Annotated in this window: 17 protein-coding genes; 4 read left to right on the forward strand and 13 right to left on the reverse strand. The window is 28.7% G+C overall.

What is annotated here, in order from left to right:
* Nucleotides 1-387: 387 nt before the first annotated feature.
* The 4 genes from C1715_RS18730 to C1715_RS18745 all read right to left on the reverse strand — a co-directional run bounded on the left by C1715_RS18730 (nt 388) and on the right by C1715_RS18745 (nt 3,829).
* Nucleotides 388-858: a GNAT family N-acetyltransferase gene (locus C1715_RS18730; RefSeq protein WP_102401841.1), complete on the reverse strand. Its 471-nt coding sequence runs from the start codon at nt 856-858 to the stop codon at nt 388-390.
* Nucleotides 859-1,321: 463 nt separating this feature from the next.
* Complete coding sequence (locus tag C1715_RS18735; RefSeq protein ID WP_102401842.1) at nt 1,322-2,014, reverse strand: ATP-binding cassette domain-containing protein; 693 nt, start codon at nt 2,012-2,014, stop codon at nt 1,322-1,324.
* Between the two features lie 109 nt (nt 2,015-2,123).
* On the reverse strand, nt 2,124-2,795 hold the full coding sequence (locus C1715_RS18740) for an ABC transporter permease (RefSeq protein ID WP_102401843.1): 672 nt from the start codon (nt 2,793-2,795) through the stop codon (nt 2,124-2,126).
* Between the two features lie 173 nt (nt 2,796-2,968).
* Entirely contained in the window at nt 2,969-3,829 is an 861-nt protein-coding gene (locus C1715_RS18745) for an ABC transporter substrate-binding protein (RefSeq protein WP_102401844.1), read from the reverse strand.
* Between the two features lie 174 nt (nt 3,830-4,003).
* Between C1715_RS18745 and C1715_RS18750 the strand changes: the two genes are divergently transcribed.
* Nucleotides 4,004-5,443, forward strand: coding sequence for a DDE-type integrase/transposase/recombinase (locus tag C1715_RS18750; RefSeq protein WP_102400240.1), 1,440 nt, complete (start codon nt 4,004-4,006; stop codon nt 5,441-5,443).
* An 829-nt stretch (nt 5,444-6,272) separates the two neighbouring features.
* On the opposite strand, the gene C1715_RS18755 is transcribed toward C1715_RS18750, so the two are convergent.
* The 9 genes from C1715_RS18755 to C1715_RS18790 all read right to left on the reverse strand — a co-directional run bounded on the left by C1715_RS18755 (nt 6,273) and on the right by C1715_RS18790 (nt 16,977).
* Complete coding sequence (locus C1715_RS18755; protein WP_102401845.1) at nt 6,273-8,222, reverse strand: endonuclease MutS2; 1,950 nt, start codon at nt 8,220-8,222, stop codon at nt 6,273-6,275.
* Nucleotides 8,223-8,224: 2 nt separating this feature from the next.
* The gene (locus C1715_RS20165; protein ID WP_278320134.1) at nt 8,225-8,347 is read right to left on the reverse strand and encodes a hypothetical protein; all 123 of its coding nucleotides are present in this window, start codon (nt 8,345-8,347) and stop codon (nt 8,225-8,227) included.
* Between the two features lie 987 nt (nt 8,348-9,334).
* Nucleotides 9,335-10,258 carry a transposase gene (locus tag C1715_RS18760; protein WP_102401846.1) on the reverse strand — a complete coding sequence of 308 codons (924 nt, stop codon included), beginning with the start codon at nt 10,256-10,258 and terminating at the stop codon, nt 9,335-9,337.
* A 201-nt stretch (nt 10,259-10,459) separates the two neighbouring features.
* Nucleotides 10,460-11,434, reverse strand: a complete 975-nt coding sequence (locus tag C1715_RS18765; RefSeq protein ID WP_102401847.1) for an MBL fold metallo-hydrolase — start codon at nt 11,432-11,434, stop codon at nt 10,460-10,462.
* A 449-nt stretch (nt 11,435-11,883) separates the two neighbouring features.
* Nucleotides 11,884-13,929 (reverse strand): aminopeptidase, encoded by a 2,046-nt coding sequence (locus tag C1715_RS18770; protein ID WP_102401848.1) that lies wholly within the window; start codon nt 13,927-13,929, stop codon nt 11,884-11,886.
* Between the two features lie 208 nt (nt 13,930-14,137).
* Nucleotides 14,138-15,031: a GNAT family N-acetyltransferase gene (locus tag C1715_RS18775; protein ID WP_102401849.1), complete on the reverse strand. Its 894-nt coding sequence runs from the start codon at nt 15,029-15,031 to the stop codon at nt 14,138-14,140.
* A gap of 24 nt (nt 15,032-15,055) precedes the next feature.
* Entirely contained in the window at nt 15,056-15,598 is a 543-nt protein-coding gene (locus C1715_RS18780; protein WP_102401850.1) for a GNAT family N-acetyltransferase, read from the reverse strand.
* A gap of 171 nt (nt 15,599-15,769) precedes the next feature.
* On the reverse strand, nt 15,770-16,297 hold the full coding sequence (locus C1715_RS18785; RefSeq protein ID WP_102401851.1) for a GNAT family N-acetyltransferase: 528 nt from the start codon (nt 16,295-16,297) through the stop codon (nt 15,770-15,772).
* Nucleotides 16,298-16,407: 110 nt separating this feature from the next.
* Complete coding sequence (locus C1715_RS18790; RefSeq protein WP_102401852.1) at nt 16,408-16,977, reverse strand: GNAT family N-acetyltransferase; 570 nt, start codon at nt 16,975-16,977, stop codon at nt 16,408-16,410.
* A gap of 1,213 nt (nt 16,978-18,190) precedes the next feature.
* Here C1715_RS18790 and C1715_RS18795 point away from each other — a divergent pair.
* From C1715_RS18795 to C1715_RS18805, 3 genes are all read left to right on the forward strand, one after another.
* Entirely contained in the window at nt 18,191-18,889 is a 699-nt protein-coding gene (locus C1715_RS18795; protein ID WP_102401853.1) for a response regulator transcription factor, read from the forward strand.
* Complete coding sequence (locus C1715_RS18800; protein ID WP_102401854.1) at nt 18,886-20,331, forward strand: HAMP domain-containing sensor histidine kinase; 1,446 nt, start codon at nt 18,886-18,888, stop codon at nt 20,329-20,331. Before C1715_RS18795 ends, C1715_RS18800 begins: the two co-directional genes overlap by 4 nt.
* A gap of 199 nt (nt 20,332-20,530) precedes the next feature.
* Nucleotides 20,531-21,406, forward strand: coding sequence for an ABC transporter ATP-binding protein (locus C1715_RS18805; RefSeq protein ID WP_102401855.1), 876 nt, complete (start codon nt 20,531-20,533; stop codon nt 21,404-21,406).
* Nucleotides 21,407-21,615: the final 209 nt, after the last annotated feature.

Raw genomic sequence — 21,615 nt, forward strand, 5'->3', positions numbered from 1 at the left:
TGTATTTTTAGCACACAAACCCACTAAATACTCACTTCCCTTCTTTAATATAATCTATAAATTCTATACATTTACTAATTTTATTTACTTTTAGCATATACTACGTATAATCTATGCATATATATGTTCTATAAAATGCATATATATGCAATAAATTACATATATGATTTATAAAACCTACATGTTTATAATATGTAAAATCCACATATAATCTATAAAGCCTACATGCTTATAATATGTAAAATCCACATATAATCTAGAGCCTACATGGGTATAATCTGTAAAATTCATATGTAATCTAGGTATAGTCTACATAATTTATACTTTAATAATTTTTGTAGTTAACTTATTTATAACTTTTAGTTAGTTAAATAAGAATATCTCAAATTAATAGGTAAATTCCATTCTAATAAATTGTCCACAACCAAGAGGCGTATCTCTTTCATAAGTATCTATTACATTGAATCCTGCTCGCTTATAACATTTAATAGCTCTTTCATTAAAAGAACGGACTTCTAAAACAATCTTTTTATCTGGGTACACTTTCTTGCACTGTTGTTTTAATATTTCCATTAAAACCTTTCCTAAACCTTTTCCACATAGAGATGGCTTTAGCGCAAGGCCAATAAGAACATACTTATCTTTGTTCATTAATCTTATATATCCGCATAAGCAATTGCATTCATCAATTACAGCTTTAAATTCACTTTTTCGCTTTTCTTCTATTGTAACGCCCCATTTTGCATTAGATATTTTGTCCCATTCTGGGTAGTTGTATATAGAATATTCACCGTCATACTTCCAATCACAAACCTCTTTCGCATGTACTCTTGTAAAATCCACTAAAATTAAATTCATTACATACACCCCTAATAATTTCTTTTGATTACACTACACTGTTTAATAATTAGTTTTTTATTTTATATTTACTTCTTCATTTTGTATTTGTATTTGTTTTTGTTTTTCTATTTTGATTTCAAATATTTATTTTGCTTTTATTTATTTTACTTAAGCATTTTCTTTTTATTTGTTTATTTTGCCTTCACCTATTTGTGTTGCATCTACCTATTATTTTCATTTACTTACTTTGCAGTTACTTACTCAACTTTCGCACATAAATTTCAAGCTCTACATTAGATGAATAAAGCAAATGTAAATATACAAATATAATTTTCAACTTGAAATTTAGAATGTAAAATTTAAAATTAAGATTGAAATTCATAGAGAATTTCTTGAATTTATATTTTATCAAAAACTCCTAAAGGAGTTTCGTAAATTGTAAATTTTAAATTTTAAATTCTTATTCTATAACTGAGAAAGCTTACTTATTTAAAATAAGTTTAACTTTAGAGTTTGTAGGGGTATTAAATACAACATTTTTTTCACCCTGCTCTATTACCTTACCCTTGTCCATAAATATCACATAATCCGCTATTCTCTCAGCTTGGTACAAGTCGTGAGTAACAATAATTATGATCTTTTTATTATCCATAATATCCTTAATTAACTTCTCAGCGGCCATAGTGCTTTCTATATCCATACTAGCTGTAGGTTCGTCCAATATCACAACCTCTGTTTCCAATATGGCTGTTCGCAAAAGTGACACTTTTGCCGATTCCCCTCCAGATAGTTTTTTTGCATTTTTATTAAGAATCTCATCTATTTCAAAATATTTACTATAATTTTCAAATCTTTTATTAATAATCTCTTTAGAAATTTTTCTAAATTTTAGTCCCATTATAACGTTTTCCTTCACAGAAGAATTAAATAAAAAAGGTTGCTGAGACATCATAGAAATTTCTTTCTTTTTCTCATTAAACTCTCCATCATCATATAAAATTTTCCCCTGAGTTAGTTCATTAAATCCTGCTATACATTGTAGCAGCGTGCTTTTCCCACTACCATTCAATCCCAATACCGCGTATATATGTCCCTCTTCAAAAACAATGTGTTCTGCATCTAAAACTTTCCTGCCACTATATTCTTTTACCCCATTAATTAACTCTATATTCACACTTTTTTACTCCTTTCAATGTAATGACATTTTTCCTTATTACCATTTCCATGGATTTTACTGTTTCATAAGTTTTATCTATATTCATTCTCATTATTTTTAATTATCTTTATGATTTTTCATTACATTGAAAGAAATGAAGAAGGGCATTAATTGCAAATGATATAATTAATAATATGCCACCTATTACTATGGCCTCATTAAAATTACCCTTACCTGTTTCCAGTGCAATATATGTGGTCATTACTCTTGTAAATCCCTTGATATTTCCACCAACTATCATAACCGCTCCTACCTCAGATATAGCTCGTCCAAAGCCTGCTGTTATAACCGACAATAACTGTATTTTATTTTCTTTTATGATAATAAAAAAGGTCTCAAGCCTATGAGCCCCTAATGTGGTACATGTATTTTTTATATCTCTACCATTTTTAGATATAATGGACACAGTAAGTCCAAATACTATAGGAAATATAAGCAATGTCTGTGCTATTATCATTGCAGTAGGTGTAAATAATAATTCCAGGTGGCCTAAAGGTCCTTTCCTAGATAATAAAAGATACACCAATAATCCCATAAGAACTGGTGGTACACTCATTAGGGTATCAGTAATTTGAGTTACCGCTCTTTTCAGCTTAAAATCTAATAAAGCACAGGGAATGCCTAAAAACATTCCCAGTATTGAAGCAATTAAAGTTGATGATAATGAAACATAAAGAGACATTAATACCACAGGCGTAATTTCCTTAAAATTAACCATATTAAAGATTCCCTGTTCCATAAAAATCACCTATTTCTCATGTATTTCCTCACATCTATTTTTTGTATCTATTTCTTTGAATTTATTTCTTTACATCTTCTTATTTGAACACATTTCTTTATATTTATTTCTTTATATACATATACATTTCTTTATATTTATTTCTTTGTGCATTTTATACATATTCTTTGCATCTATTTCTTTGCATTAGGTATAAATAATGCTTGTCCGAATTTATCTTTGCCATATTCCCCTATAAGCTTTTGACCTTTATCAGAAAGCATCCAATCTATGTATTCTTTAGCTTCCTTCTCTTTAATTTTATGTTTTTCAATATTTAACATTATAACTCCATATTGATTATATAAATTCTCACTTTTTTCAGTTACTATTTCTAAGTCAAGCTTGTCTTTCATAGACAAATAAGTTGCTCTATCTGTCAATGTATATGCCTTTTTTTCATCTGCCATTTGCAGTACTGCTCCCATACCTTTACCAGCACTAATATACCATTCCCCTTTAGGATCTACTTTTGCATCCTTCCAAAGTTTCTTTTCTTTAGTGTGAGTACCTGATTCATCTCCTCTAGATACAAATGAAGCTTTGCTTTCACTTATTAATTTTAAAGCTTCTACTGCATCATTAGGAGCTTTTTCTTTTAGCTTTGCAGTATCTTCTTTTGGTCCAACTATAATAAAATCATTGTACATAACATCATGTCTTTCTGTTCCATAGCCATTTTTAATAAATTCTTCCTCTTTAGCTTTAGCATGAACCAAAAGGCAATCTGCATCACCGTTTTGTCCGAGTTTAAGAGCTTCTCCTGTTCCCTTTGCAACTACCTTAACATCTATTCCTGTATCCTTTTTAAACTCAGGTAATAAATAATCCAAAAGTCCTGAGTCCTGAGTACTTGTAGTAGTAGCAAGTATCATAGTTCTGTTCTCTTTTTTTGCTGTATCCTTTTTAGTGGCATCATTTTTCGTAGCATTACCACAGCCCGCAATACTTAATGCCATAAAAAAGCTAGTTAGTAATAAAACACCTTTCTTCATAAAGTTCCCTCCTAAGATTTTTTGTTAGTGTAAAGTTTTTTTACACTATTTTTATAAAATTTCTTTATATATCAAGGGTTACAGAGTTTTTTAAATAAAAAAACAATGACCCCCTTTTTTATGCTATAATTGAATCGCCAAAACACAAAAATAACATGAAAGGATGTCATTGCTATGGATTCAATTATAACTTATTTAATTTCCTATAATCAATATCTTTTAAAAATAATTTATCAATTACTTATGTTTATTTGTAAATACATTCCTCTTAAGCAGTGGGCTTTTGAGGATTCACATAGTCCCGAATATCAAAAATTCAAAGTGGATAAACTACCTAAAATTGTTCGTTTTGAAAAGGTAGACTATCAACTTCTTTTAGCTTACTATAAACATAAATATAATAAACTAACCAAACCTGTTCAGAGACGTAATGGGAAGTCCGTCCCTGAAAATATCCTATGTCCTAAATGCGGTGCCCCTCACCAGTATATCTACGATAATAATGGCTCTAGAGGTCAATACCAGTGCAAGGTTTGTGGTCAAAATTTTAATGAAAGTAACCACACTACTAAACCTATAGTATTTAGTTGTCCTTATTGCGGACAAACTCTTTCTCCAAAGAAAGATCGTAAGCATTTTAGAATACATAAATGTGTTAATCCTAAGTGTTCCTACTACCGCAAGAACTTAGACAAACTGCCTAAAGACTTAAGTGACGCTGATAAACACAAGTACAAGCTCCACTACATCTATCGTGAGTTCACCATAGATTTCTTCAAAATGGACTTACATGAACTTCCTTCTAGAGCAATTAACTTTAAGTATAAGAAGTTCAATGCCCACATTATGGGGCTTTGCCTTACTTATCACGTTAATCTTAAGCTATCTACTAGGCAGACAGCACATGCCTTGGAGGAAGTACATGGTATAAAGATTTCACATACAATGATTGCTAATTATGCTATGACTGCTGCCGCAGTTATAAAGCCATTTGTAGATACTTTTGACTATAATCCTTCTAACATCCTTTCTGCTGATGAAACATACATTAAGGTAAAAGGCATAAAGCATTATGTTTGGATTATCATGGATGCTTGTAAAAAGTCTATTCTTGGCTACCAAGTATCCGATACTCGTGCTGTAGGTCCATGTATCCTCGCTATGCGTATGGCTTTTGAGAAGTTTAAAAACTTCCCTAATAAAGCCTTAAAATTCATTGCAGATGGCTATAGTGCCTACCCTCTTGCAAGTCAGCAGTGTAAACTCGTTAATGGCTGGGACTTTGATGTTACTCAAGTTATCGGACTCACCAATAATGATGCTGTATCCACCGAATTTCGTTGGGTAAAGCAAGTAGTAGAACGGCTTAACCGCACCTTCAAGTCTTCTTATCGCGTTACCTGCGGTTATGGAAGCGAGAATGGTGCACTTTATGGCGTTTCCCTTTGGGTTGCCTATTATAACTTTCTACGTCCTCATCCTTATAACTACTGGAAGCCACTAAATGAGATAGATATTTTAACTAATGCGGGCAATATGCCTGCTAAGTGGCAATTACTTATTTACCTTGGTCAACAAACAATATTAAAGATGCAAACTGAAAATTCTGCTTAATTTAGTTGTAAAGTAAATATGGGATATTTATTAACCACTACGTGAATAACTCAATGTAGAGATTACTAATATCAAAAATTTTCCTTCACTCAAAAGGATTTTTTGTCATGCCTAAAATTCGTTATTTCATCTTCAAATCACAAAGTATTTTATTATTCTGCGCCCTTCGGGCAAAACATTTTTAAACTTAGCTTTTTCATATTTCACTTTACACTATCGATTTTTTAACATTCTGAAAATAAAACTTTCTGATTATTTTGAATAATAAAATTCTACATACTCTTATATTATATAATATTTTGTATCACTTCAATACATTTATTAAATTTTTCTTATATCAAACCCTATTTCTAACATTTTTGTTCCATTTAAGAACACTCCGTAAAATAAAATATGGGGACAGTTAACAACTTTAATCATAAAAGCCATTAAAATAACAGGATGAATAGAGCAAAATAAGGGACGATTAACAATTAATTTTATAACTGTATTCCAAATTCCAAATAAAAATACAAATAAATAAAAATATAAAATAAAATATAGGGACGGTTAACAACTTTAATCATAAAAGCCATTAAAATAACAGGATAAATAGAGTTATACTTCATCTATACTTTTTTATTTTATATAGCACCCTTTACATAACCCCTATAAACCTTATATTTGCATTTTTATACTTTTGCTCTTAAATATCTTGCATATTTCATTAATTTCATTTTTGCAGTTCTTCTTTTTGATTAAAAGTTGTTAACAAAAAAATTGTTAACTGTCCCTATGTCCCTTATATATAAACTCTCCCTATATATTTTTTTGTCCCTTTGTTTTGCTCTTATTTTATTTCAATTTCTACTCCTTCTACATGCCTTTTGCTCATGATTTTCTCCTTTTTTCTGTTTTCTTTTGATTTTAAAATAATATCAAAATCATAATCTTCTGGATAAAGTTCCTCTTTTTCTATATAAAGGGTAAGTCTTTTTTTATTTATTTTAATTTTTTTCCTCATAACCATAACTCCATATTCCCCTTTATTGTTCTCAATGTCACAAATAATTCCGGTTCTATCCATGAAACTTATATAAACACAATCACCAATATTAAATTTAGGTTTTACATTTTGCTTTTCTGATACTTTTCTCATTTTTTCTGCATTTTTAAGCTTTTGAATTTGCTCTTTATGCTGATCATATCCTTCACTCTTTTTTAATAAAAATTCAACAAATTCTTTCTTATATACAGAGTAATCCTTTTGCTCTTTATAAGTTATTTCATGAGCTCTTTCTATTAATTTCTCAGGTATACCCAACCTTAACGCTATCAAAAATGCATTACTTTCCCCAGGTTTTCCTATATTAAGCTTATAAAGCGGCTTTAAAGTATTTATATCAAATTCCATACATCCATTTACAAACCCCTCATGATTATTTGCAAATTCCTTTATTTCATTGTAATGAGTTGTAGCTAATATAGTAGAACCTTTTTTATATATCTCCTCCAGCACTGCAACAGCTATGCCCATGCCCTCTCCAGGATCTGTACCTGATCCAATCTCATCTATAATCACAAGAGAATATTCATCTGCAGAATTTATAATGTCTATAATATTTTTAATATGAGATGAAAAAGTACTCAAATTTTGCTCAATACTCTGACCGTCCCCAATGTCGCCCAATATATCTGCAAACACAGAAAATTCGCTTCCTTCGTCTACAGGCACATGAAGACCTGACTGTGCCATCATTGTCAAAAGTCCCACAGTTTTAAGAGCAACAGTTTTTCCACCAGTATTTGGGCCTGTAATAACTACAGCTTTATACCTGTCCCCAACTGTAAAATTTAATGGTACAGCATTCTTACCTATTAAGGGGTGTTTACCGTTTTTTATGTTTATATATTTTCTCTTATTAAACTTCACTCCTCTACCATCCAAAGCCTTGCTATACTTACCTTTAGCAAAAATAAAATCGTAGTAACTCATGGTTTCAATATTAATATTTATTTCTTTTTCAAAACCACACACCATATTAGTAAGCTCTGAAAGAATTCTATAAACTTCTTTTTCTTCTTCAATTTTATATAAATTAAGCTCATCCTGAAGTTTTTTAATCTCTACTGGTTCAATAAACACTGTAGAACCACTGCCTGATTTATCATGAATACTTCCATGAACATTATTTTTATACTCACTCTTTATTGGAATAACATATCTGCCATTTCTTTGACTTACCAATGCATCTTGAAAATAATTTCTATACTTATCGCTTCTAAGCATACTCTCAAGTTTGTTTTTTATTCTATCCTCTAAAATCCATATTCTTTTTCTTATTTTTAAAAGTTTAGAACTGGCTCTATCATCCACTCTTCCATGAGAAATACATCTTTCAATTTCTTCTCTTACATCGTGAAGTTCATAAGCTGAAAGCACATAACTGCTTACATTAGGTGCAACAAACTCCTTATCTTTCATAAATCTCTTAAGCTTATTTATTTCTCTTAATAAACCTACTATAATATCTAAATCCTCTGGAATAAGTATTGCTCCTTTTTCTATCTTTTGCTTCACAGTTTTTATGCCCGTTAAACTATTAATTGGAACGCTAGAACTTATATCCACCACCGCCCTTGCTTCTGTAGTCTCCTGCATATTTTGCTGAATTATCTTCTCATCCAAGTAAGGCTCTAACTTATCAATCATGTCCTTTGCATAATCCGATAATGCATAACTTTTTAATATTTCCTTTATTTTATTGTATTCTAATATTTCAGTAGCTTTTTTATTCACTGTTAATCCCTCCATTTATTTAATCTTATAAGCCCTTTGCTTAATACTAATACACACAAATCACACACTTTTAATATGCTTAACTCACTTAATACTGATAAATCCAACTCCAAAACACTCAACATATACTAATTCCTCCTATTTTTTTGTATTAAAAAAGGCTGCAAATGAACAACAGCTCATTTACAGCCTTAATTAGCATTTTGTTTTATAGTTTATAACAAACCTATCTGCAATCAATCCAACACTTTTAAATTCTAATTGTAATTTAAATTTAGAATTTTCCCATGTACTTACATGTTATTTACAGACTTTCAATTACTTATGCATTAAGCTCTCATTATACTATATATTAACACTCATATCTCGCTCAGATCTCGATTATCCATGTTAATATATACTTAATGTATGCTTTATAATGTATGCTTCAGTAATCTCAGTAATAATCTTTATAAAATTATTAATTGCCTTTTTCTACCCTATAAAGATTATATTATAAACATAAACGCATTTTTAGGTATAAAAATACCGTGCTAATGCACGGTTAGTTATTACCAATACAAAAAGGATGCTGTTTTACCGTGTTCTTATCTAAGTGATGCCTAAAAAAGTCTAAACCAAATAAACCTTTAATACAGGTTTCAAAAAACTCTCTAGGCTACTCTATTAAATTTACTTACTTAGTTAAGAACAACCTCACTCACAAAACATTCTCCTTTACATTAAAACTATTCATCTAAATCATTTACTAAGTTTAATAAATTTTGTAATTTCACAAAATTTCAATATTATTATAACAGTTATTGCTATAATATTCAAGAAAAACTAAGAAACTTGGGGACAGTTAATAACCTTTATAGTTTTAAGAAAGTTTCAGAAATTTGAGAGTTAAAAACCAATCATTAATTAATGAAGGTTAATTTTTTATCTATCTCCTATTATTTAATTTAAATATATCCACAGTATATGCAGCATTGTAAATTCTTATATCAATAGGCTCGTACACATTAAATATAAAATCACAAATAAGACCCTCTATATAAAGTGAAAAATAAAAATGGTATTTTCAAATCAAATAAAAAAATTCTATTAAATTTTACAACGTAACTTCATCACGATGCCTGAGATTCATATTGGGAAATGAATTTCTCTATTATATTACTATATTTATTCCCTGAGGATATAAGCTCAACCCCTATAGAGCATAACTTTGACACTCTTGATTGAGTTATATTTCCAAGTACTTTACATATATCACCGCACTTGAAATCACAAAGACATCGCATTAAAAGTGCAGCTAGCGCCCTAGCAACCTTAGTATTTCTGCTGTTTTTTACATACAACATTACTTTTTTTATACCAGTTTCTTCTGCTACAAATTCCATTATTTTATCTGGATCAAAATCCCTGACTAATACTGTTTTTTCACTTATATATTCGGTCTTTTCGTTTTCAAATTCTACTTCTTCCTTTAACCTATCATCGTCACAAATATAAACAAATTTCATGTAATTTTCTCTTGCAGCCTTTACATCTGAGCCAAAAAATTTCATTACATAATCTTCATCTAAAAGTCCTGTTTTATCCTTTTCAAAGCCTAAATATACACTTAAACTTGAATATTTGTATTTTTGTGGCTGGCGCTCATATCCCTTTATTTTTAATGGGTTATTGTGAATATAAGCGGATAATACAACTAAATATCTATCTGTATCTACTACTTTGCTCTTAAATCTATCTTGGAATAGCGGTCCACGCCTTTGATGAATTTTATTGAATGTTATAGCATATTTGAAGTTTAAACCATGCATTATTTTTGATATATCCGCACCGTTAGGATCAATTATAAAATGAGCATGATTGGTCATCAGACAATATGCATACAACTTAAACTTATACATTTCCTTCCTTTTCTTCATTTCCTCTAAATATCTATCCTTATCTTCATCTTTCTTAAATAGTGGAACCTCCGTTATACTTCTTATCATTACATGATATATACCTCCATCCACCTTTATCCTATTTCCTCTTGCCATCAACTCGCCTCATTTCTTATCTATTTCTTATATATTTGAATTTTAGTCATAAAGTAATGTTTTTATTCAGAATTAACCATATATAGTACTTTAATTAAGATTCTAAAAATAAGATAAGGTAAAAACGGAGAAAAAAGGGACGGTTAATAACTTTTGCTATTAAAATTAGCCAAAAGTTATTAACCGTCCCTTTTTTTTCTTTTAACTTACCATTTTATTATCATCAGCATTTTCATCAGTACTTAACTGATCATTTGTAACCTGCTGATCATCTATATTTTCTACTGCTCTTGAATACTTTAAAAATCCATTTTGTATATTTAATTTTATAATTCCTATTTCATTTAAATATTCTACATATGACCTTAACATTCTCTCCATAAAATTATATTTAAATTTAGTTTTTACACTTATTTTAAACTTCTTAATAGATGCTTTTAAAATATCTTCCATTGTCATAGATCCTTTTATAACTGAATAAACTCCCCTAGCTCTTCCTTTATAAAACTCTATGTTATCTTCTATAAGTTTAGTAATATCATCATACATACCTTTATGGGCTACTACATATTTACTACAATTTAAATCATAAAGCTTCTCTTTACTTTTTAAATCTTCTAAAAGAATGTAGGCATATGGCATTTTAGCATTCCCCATAACTTCATAACTTATAAGAGAATCTCCAACATATGCTACGTTATCTGGAGTAATAATACATATATGTGCGGGACTATGACCAGGTGTATGAAGGATCCTAAATTCAACTCCACTTACACATGTTTTGTCCTGATTTTCAGAAATCATAATATCTGTTTTAAAAACTGCCTCCCCATAATGCTCTTCCACCTCAGTCAATGTTTGACTACTATAATAAAGTTTTAAATTGACCGTAGAACTACAAACAAGAGCTTCATAAGCTGGCATAGCAGTGATGCAATTATATTTTTCTTTTAAATATGCACAATTCCCCACATGATCTATATGAAAATGAGTGCATATAATACCAACAACTTCAAAATTATTCTTTTCAAGAACCTCTTCTATGCCTTCTCTTTCTCCCTTTGCCCAACCTGAATCTAACATAATAATTTCTTCATCATTAATTTTATAAAAAGGTATATATGTCATCCCTGTATCAATGCAAAACGTGTTTCCCTTTATACTCTTTATTTTCATCCCTTATCTTTAGTGAGAATGTATATTTAATTATACATCAAAACACTAAATATTCACTTCCTCTCTATATCTTGTGTACAAAAAATTATAAGCCTCTTATCATGACCATTTATGTATATTATATATTTATACATATATAATTCTTTATTTTATTAACTATTTATTGCTTATTTCAACTCAAACAATATGAAAATTATATCACTTGTTTTTCATTTCTAAACTGAAATTATAAAATTTAGAAATTTTTTAAAAGAGTAAATTAGGTCTAAATTGTAATTAGTAAGAAAATTTCAAAAAAATCAAAGGGACGTTTAATAACTTTTTACTATTAAACTTAGTTAAAAGTTATTAAACGTCCTTATTTTTTCTTCATTTTTTTATATTTTTTCTCTATACTTTTTCTTTAATTGTCTTGATTAGTTGTTAACCGTCCCCACTTTTTTCTTTTTTTAAAAGGGCTCATTTAGCTTCTCAGTGCCCTTTAGCACAAATTTTCCATCTTTTATGATGTCAATATAATCTCCTTTTTCTGTAACAACGGAAATAAATTCTATTCCTTCATATGGAAGAGTAATGTCTGTATGAACGTTGGTATATGCTTTATTTATATCTTCTTTCCTAAGAATTGACTTTTCATTATCTCTTGCTATTATCTCTTTTTTATCTAGCATATTGTAGACTGGCAAATCTTCAGCGTAGCCAAAGCATGTGTCGCCTATGGCAAAGTGTGGTCCCATTTTTTCAATAATAAGCACTGGTAGTTTTTCTATAATGCCATATTTTTCTGCCATTACATATGCCTCTGTATTAGTTCCTATAGCGAATTCTCCTAAAGGTAGAGTAGTATCATTAAGCTGTAATAAATTTTCCTTAACATACGCTCTATTGTCCTCTTCATTTTCAAAGTTACCGCAGGTATAATCACTTACATAACCATCTTTAAAGGTAAGCTTTAAATCTTTATACTTAAGCCCAAGATAAGTATCTTCTAAATGGAGAACACCATTAGTTCCTTTAAGTTGTGGTGAAGTGTAGACCTCTCCCAATGGAATATTTACGTCTGCCACACAATTTACAAAATTAGTTTCCTTGCTTTTATCCTTAAGTTTTTGCAATTTAACCTTTATGTCTGTTTTATTGTTGCCCTTACCTTTAACGTGCACGTATTCACCTTCATCAAGAGCATCAATTATCTTCTGCTGAATGCCTTCGTAAATATTGTTATCCATCATATTTATTTCAAAAACATCATTAAAGATTTCTTCAAATTTATCCCCAATTTCAGCAGTTGGGAAAGCAATTATGCTAAAGCTTGTATTTTCTTCTGGCTCAAATTTATCAAATAATTGATTAACATTATTTTTGTATTTCTGCATTAAATCCTGCTGTTCTTTTGATAATTTAAGACATTCTTTCTTATTTTCTGGCGAAAATGGTACCTCTCCAAAGCTTTCAAAAACCATAGGACCTGCTTGTACGCTAAAAATATCTTTGTTAAATTCAAAAGCCTTCTCCATCATGGACTCTTTCATTTGTATATATTCTTCATTTAAATATATAGCATTGTCAAATCTATGATCGTAGTTATACTGCTTATTAGCTTCAGATGAATCGACTATAGCTATAGTTGAATCAAATCCTGCTTTTTCAAAGTCTTTTATAAGTTGCCTTATAATAACTTCTTGGCCTGCTGCATATACTATTTGTACACTATTTCTATTTCCTCTGTTTTTATTTTCAACCACAAAGCCTCTTATAAATGCATCCACTGTTGTTTTCGATAAAGTTTCTATTTTTTCCTTTGGATAATTTGATAAAAACTTTGCTGTACCAACTTCAATGTTACTTATATACTTGTCTAGTCTAAATAAATATCTTGGATCACTTAAATCCTTCTCTAATATGGTGCTTAAATAAAATCCAAAGTTCTTGTCCATTCTTTCACGTCTTAAATATTTTTCGTTCTTGAAAATCCAATCTGCATCTGTAGGGTACATTATAGATTTCAACTCATCATAACTAGCTTTTTTATTTTTAACACTTTCAAATACCCTTAGTAAAGTATTATTGATTTTATCCATATTAAATATTCTGTGCTTGTACGCATAAGATATAGACTCTCTGCAACTAGCATAAAAAGCTGCCATAAGCTGACCCATGTTATCACCAAACACTTCAACGGTATAGGTTGGATTGGCATAACTTGTTTTATAATTTTCTTCTAAAAGCTCAGTGTAAAGCCCATTATTTTCTTCTTTTAACTCTTGAAAACTCTTTGTTTCAAAATACTCATCATTTAGATTTTCTTCAAACTTAGCAATCTTTAAAAGAAATTTACCAGTATGATTTAAAAACCTGTAGTATTCTTTAAGCTCTTTATCTTCCTGATACTTTTCTGTGCTTGTACACATATTCTCGATATCTAAAAGTCCCTTCTTGTAGCTGTCTAAAACCTTTTCGTTTTCCTCTTTATAAAATTCCATAACATCTAGCATAAATTATACCCCTTTTCTTAATATATTCTTTATTAACAAATAAATAAATTATTGTTAACTGTCCCTCTTTTTTACTCTTTTTTTATTTTTAATTTTTTAATTTTTAATATACCTTTTTTAATATATTTTTAAGTAACAATTTAATTATTTTTTCTTAACTGTACTCTCATTTCTTTTCTTACTTTATACTTTATGAAATTTAAACTTCTCACTGCTCTTTGAAAAAAACTGTTTCACTGCAATCCATTGTAAAACCAGAATTAATTAAATTATTTCTCATAGGATAGTTCTCAACATCAATGTCTGCAATTAACTTTTTTATTTTATATTCATAAGACAGGTTAATTGCTTTTGAAAGCAAGTCCTGTGAAAAATTATTTCCTCTGTATTCAGGCATAACACCTATATAGCCAACTCCTGCAATACCCTCCATAAGTCTCTGAACAATTACAAAACCTATAGGTTCATTTTTCAAATAAGCTATCACCCATAATTCTCTTTTGAAGTCTAACTGTTTCAATTCTGAAATGAAATCACTAGAGGCTTTCTTTAAACCTTTTTCTTTAATTTCTTTAAGAACTGTACTGTCTTTATTATCTTTTGCAGCTTGAATAAATAAATGAGTTAATAAGTTTTCGTCCTTTGAATCCATAGATTTAAATGATAATTTGCTATTCCTATAAACTGGTGCTGGCTGAATTGTATAGCTTTCTTTGTGTATAACATCTTTAAATCCATTTGCTAATAAACTTGCATATATTATTTTACAGTTCTTTTTATCCGAATATAAGTCCGTTGATAACTCTTTGTTAGGATATTTTTTTAAAACCCTTGCCAAAAATTCATTTGCTTCCTCTTGACCAATATTTTCTAGCGTATATAAGCCCAAATAGCAGTCATTTATAATTATTGCACGTGCAACTATTTGATGATTATGTACAAGAATATAGCAATGTTCTAACTTTATTTCTTTATCTTGAATAGCCTGTCTCAAATATTGGTTTTGCTCTTGACTTGATGATGGCATTGATGTAGCTTTGTAAATTTCATCTTGTGTTGTAATCATTTTGGTTTCAAACTCGGTTTTAAAATCAGTTACCATCTTGTTACACCTCTTTAAATTATTTTATCTCACTGTTTCTTCTACCTTTCTACTCTCATTTTCTAAGCATAATTTTATATTTTTGAGTCTATTTAAATATAATGCATACGGCACTTCATAATACGTTGGATTATTTTTAGCATCAATATAGTGATAGTCGGTATTTTGCTGTTTTATTAATTCAGAAAATCCCCATGATTTATACATAGCTGTTAATCTTTCAGCATCATCATTATCTGCACCAATTGTTGCTTCAATAAAGCCATTTTCTATAACTCTTTGTAAAACTCTTTGCATTAGTTTCTTTCCTAATCCACATCCTCTAAATTTCTTTTCGATTCTAAAGGCACAAAGATACGCTCTATCCTTACCATTAGCCTCATCCTTGTCTTCTGAGTTCCAAAATATATAAAGCTCACCTATAAGAGAGTTGTCCACTTCATTCTCAATTGTCCAAAATTCTACATTTCCCTTTTCCATACCTTTAATGAAATAATTCTTAGTAGACAAGTTGTTATTTCCCCATAGTGATTTTAATTCATCTATTGTTGCTGTACGAATTAACATTATAATTCCTTCTTCCTAATAATTTATTATATTTACAGCAATTTAAAATTATTTAACACTTTAGGTTACAATTTAATAATATTATGCCACCTATTATTGTGCGACACAGGATAACAAAGTACATGTTGCAAAGTTGTAATGTAATTTTAATCTATGATTATGCAAATTATCTCATAGTAATTTTTCATATAGTCTAAACCAGTTCAACCCGTAGTTTCCAAGTCCCAAGTCAACCGTATCAATATATTTAAAACCACATTTTTCATACAGACTAATGGCAGGTATGTTACCTTCATAAACATCTAATCTAATTGATTTAGCTTGTGACTTAATACCATGTTCAATAGAAAAATTCATTAATGCTTTACCTACGCCACATTTCAAAAATTTTGGATGCACTACAAATGTATATACAACAAAAACATCTGAATAATCAGATTCAATTTCCCATTTAGCTTTATAATATGCTGGTTCAGGTTCATGGCTTAAAATAATAGAACCAATAATTTTTCCATTATATTTTGCTACATAGAGATTACCGTGTTTAACCCCATCAATTGCATTTTTCCTAACAGGATATATACCCTTTTTCCATCCAGGATAATTTATTTCTTTTGCTAAATAGTCATTCAAATCGTTATAAAGCTGTTCTAATTCATCAATATCATCTGCTTTTCCCAAATCAAAAATTATATCCATATGTGTATTCCTCCAAACAACGTAAAAACGTAAAATATAAATAGTGTTAGTGATAATTTATCCCTGTGACATTCTATAAAAAGAATATATACACTCAAAAAAATCAACTTTTACAATTCAATTTTTTTATAAATATCATCAAATTCTTCACAAGTCATTCCATATAGAATCTCATCATAGTAATTACCATTAGTAAAAACAGCTCTTCTGATTGTTCCTTCGTACTGAAATCCTAAACTCTCATGAAGCTTTATTGACCTTTCATTAAAAGAATATATATATACATTGACTTTTTGATATCTTAATTCTCTGAAATAATATTTCAAAACAATTCTAATAGCATCCTTTGCATACCCTTTACCCCAATGCTCTCTAACTATACCTACTCCATACTTAAATATGCCAACCCTCTTATTGCAATCAAAGGTATTGATGCATCCAACTGCAACACCTTCTTGATTTTCAATAATCCACATAAATTCATCATTACTTGGCTCTCTTTTACACATGTATTCAACTCTTGCCATCATAGAATCATAAGACCTTGGAAAATGGATCTCATCACAAAACCTATCTGATTCATTGTCATAATCTGATGACCATTTAAAAAATGTACCTGCGTCCTTAGATTCAATTGACCTAAGTCTTATTTTTTCATCATTCCAAAAATTGTAATTCATTTAATCTCACCCACTGCTGTAAAATTTAATATTTTCTACTTATGAATAGAATAATCACCATAACTACAAATATTTATAAACATTTGTAGTTATATAATAAATTTCATTGGTATAAAACAAAAACGCTGTACTATAAAACAGCACAGCGTAAACTCCTAACATTAAATCTTTATAATGTATATTACAACACATATTACAAAATATATTTTTAAAATGCATTTTAAAAATATATCTATAAATAAATGTTTTGCACAGAATTTAGGATTATAACTGTTGTTGTTCTATATCTATAAATCAATCTTTTTATTTGCTCAACTAATAAACCAATTTATCTAGCTTATAAATAAATTAGTAAGCAAATATTATTAAAATTGTACATAACTTAACATACATTTAAATTAGTTAAGTTAAATTAATTTAATATTGATTAATCTAAATTGACATTAGAACAACTTTAACATTTCACCCAATCCCTCTTCCTTAATTCAATAAATTTTTATAATTTTCAATCTATTGACTTAATAAATGTATTGTATACCATATTATTCTATTTGTCAATTAAAAATTAGTATATGTTTATGTCAAGTTCTAGTGGACTATTTTATTTTTAATCTATAATAGTGCAAAAATCCTTGAATAATTTTACAACTAAATAAAATAAACAATACTATGATTAAACCACAAAAAGTACAATGTGGTGGAATTATGAAATTTCTCCTCCATGACTTGATTAAGAGCTGGAAACAATAAATTTAATCTAAGAAATTCTAATCTTTTAGCCGTATAAAATTATCTAACGCTCACATTCAGCATCCTGCCTCAGGTTCGCTAGCCTGGCGTCCTTTTAAGGCTAGCGATAATTTTATCTGTCTAAAAGAAGAATTTGCAAAATTAAATTTAAATAGTTCCTTTGCTTCTTATGCAAATCATTCTAGAGAAATTTCATAATTCAAGTAAGTTAATACTTTTTGTGGGATAATCATACTATAATCATTAAACTATCTCTAAGTAAAAGTCATAAAAAAATTTCCAGTTATTAAGAATAGCTTAGGAATATGTTTAGTTATTTAACTCTAAAACTATTAAAGTAAATATACACTATTATAGTTTTTTATATAATTATAGTAAATATGTGGTATATATGATAAACTAAGTATGAAAAAAAGCATATGCAAATAAATTTTATTGTTAATAAATGAAAGGGTAATGCTATATGAAAAATATATTAATTGTTGATGATGAAGTTGAAATTGTTGAATTGTTAAAGGTATATTTTAACAATAATGGTTTTAAGGTTTATGAAGCATATGATGGCAAAATGACTTTAAAAATTATGGAAAGTAATATTATAAATGTGATGATAATTGATATTATGCTACCTAAGATTGATGGAATACAACTAGTAAAGAAAATAAGAGAAAATTCAAATATACCTATAATGTTCCTTTCCGCAAAAGATGACGATATTGACAAAATATATGGATTGGAAATAGGTGCTGATGACTATATGACAAAGCCGTTTAATCCACTGGAAGTATTAGTAAGAGTACAAGCCCTATTAAGAAGGGTTAATGATTATGATAACAACCAAGAAAAAAAAGCAGGTAATGTTACTATAGGAGAGCTATACATAAATGAGGAAAGCTGTGAAGTATTTAAAAATAATATACAGCTTAATATGACTTCAATTGAGTATAAGTTGCTACTTTATTTTATGAAAAACCCTAATAAAGTATTTACTAAACAATATTTATATGAAACTATCTGGGGTGACAATTATTTAAATAATGAAAATATAATAATGGTTTACATAAGCAAAATTAGAGAAAAAATTGAAGATGATCCTAGAAATCCAGTCTATTTAAAAACTATTCGGGGTTTGGGATATAGATTTCAGAAGGTAGAAAAATGAAAGCTAGAAAATCAATTAAACATTTTTTATTTCAAAATTATGCAATTATAATTATAATATCTATAATTATTTATTTTATAGGCATGAATATTAGTAACTTTATTATTAAATCTCTAATTTATAGAAATATTGAAATAGATAAATTTGAACCAAAGCAATGCTTTAAATATCCCTATGATGAAATAAATTCAAAGAGTATTGAACTTTTTTATGGATGGGTAGAAATATTAGACGAAAACAAAAAAGTAGTGTGTGTAAGAGGTAATAAATTAGATGATAAATATCAGTATACTGAAGAAATGTTATATAACTATTGTGCTATACATGATTATAGTAAACCAAAGTCAAGTGACTCTAAAATTTATAGTCCTTACATTTACAGTATATATCCTATAAAAGGACCTCATGATGAAACTTATCTATATATAATAAAGTTTCCCCAAAAGTTATTTAACACTTCAGTTACACTTAAAATATTTAGTTTACCATCTAAATTTACTAGTTTACATATTATTGTGATTTTAGTTATAATAATTGTCTTTTTAATTTTATTTTTATCAGGATTAGTGTTATATAGTAGATTTACTGCTAAACATATAAAAAAACCTCTTGAGTGTTTACAAAGCGGATTTGAAGAAATAAAAAATAAAAATTATAAAGTAAGATTAAATTTCTATGCAGAAAGAGAATTCGCAGAAATTAGAGATGTATTTAACGATATGATTAATAGACTAGAAAAATCTGAAAAAGAAAAGGAAGAAATCTCTAGAAATAAACAAAGAATGCTTGTAGATATATCCCATGATTTAAAAACTCCTATTACATCAATACAAGGGTTTTCTAAACTTCTATACGACGGAGAAATAAAAAGTAAAGATGATAATGCAAAATATCTTAAATATATTTATGATAAATCCGTTTATGTGACTAATTTGATTCAAGATTTGTTTGACCTTTCAAAGATAGATGATGAATCTTACCCATTTATCTATATGAAGAGAGATTTTTCAGAATGGATTAGACGACTAATAAGTGAGATGTATCCTGAATTTGAAAAAAACAACTTTATAATAAACGTAGATATTAGTGAAATACCTATTATTTTTGCATTTGATGAAAAATGTATGAGCCGAGCAATTAAAAATATACTTAATAATGCTTTAAAATATAATCCTAGTGGTACAAATTTATGGATATATTGTTACAATGAAGGGCATAAGGTAATACTTAAAATTGGAGATAATGGAATTGGAATTAAAGATGACTTAAAAACTATTATCTTTAATCCTTTTGTGAGAGGTGATGAAGCTAGGAGTACTAAAGATGGTACAGGACTTGGGCTTGCAATAGCAAAAAAAATCATAGAAAGGCATAATGGAACTATTTCCCTTTCGTCAAATGAAAAAGCTGTCACCGTGTTTACTATTGAATTGCCTTTGTAATCATGTAAAATTTACCACATTGTTATTTTAATATTATTAGAAAGGTTATAAAAACTATCATGTTTTTGTAGCCTTTTTAACTGTTTTAAATTTAAGGTTTCATTAAGATTATACTAAGGTTACATATATTTTTTTCTGCTAATATATAGATATTGAATTTTTTAAAAAGTTAACCATGAGTTAAAGGGGGCAAGTGAGTATGAAACTAGAAATTAAAAATGTAAGTAAAAAATACCAGGGAGGTATATGGGGTATTAAAAATTTTAATTTAGAATTAGAATGTGGAGTATTAGGACTCCTTGGGAAAAATGGTGCTGGGAAATCTACTCTTATGCGAATGTTAGCTACTATTACTAAACCTACAGAAGGTAAAATAATGTGGAATGGAATAGACATTACTAAAAATCCAAATGAATTGAGAAAAGTATTAGGATATTTACCTCAAGATTTTGGGATTTATCCAAACCTTAATGCTATTGAATTTTTGAAGTATATGGCTGCTGTAAAAGGCGTTAGCGGGAAAAAAGCAAATAAACGAATTGATGAATTGATACAGTTAGTAAATTTAACAGAAGCATGTAAACGCCCTATAGGAGGATATTCCGGTGGCATGAAGCAAAGAGTTGGAATAGCTCAAGCATTATTAAATGATCCTAAATTACTCATAGTAGATGAGCCTACAGTTGGATTAGATCCTGAAGAAAGAGTACGCTTTAGAAATATTCTTTCAGATATTTCTAATGATCGCATAGTTGTTTTTTCAACTCATATAGTTTCAGATGCTGAAGCTACTGCTACTCGTATTGCAATAATATCTAAAGGTCATTTGCTTATTGATGCTGAGCCTGAAAAACTTACTAGCCCTATGGAAGGTAAAGTATGGGAAACTATTATATCTAGTAACGATTTAAATAAATTTAGAAATAAATATATTATAAGTAGCACTATTCGCAAAAGTGATGGAGTTCATATACGAGTAATAAATAATAATGCCCCTACAGTTAATAGTAAGCTTATCAGTCCTCAATTAGAAGATGCCTATCTTTACTATATAACTGGAAAGGAGTCAATATAAATGAATATTATTCAAAAACTATATCATATCCAGCTTGCAGATTTTCGTGAGCGTACTTACTAGACGATACAGTTTTTTAATAACAATAGGTGTAATAACTCTCCTATCATTTTTTACCTTACCCCCAGTTAATCAAAAAGGAAAGGCCCTTAGATTAGTTTTAAATAATGAATATAGAGCAGTTTATAATTCTTCATTTATCGGAAGTG

The organism is Haloimpatiens massiliensis, assembly GCF_900184255.1.
Classification (GTDB): Bacteria; Bacillota; Clostridia; order Clostridiales; family Clostridiaceae; genus Haloimpatiens; species Haloimpatiens massiliensis.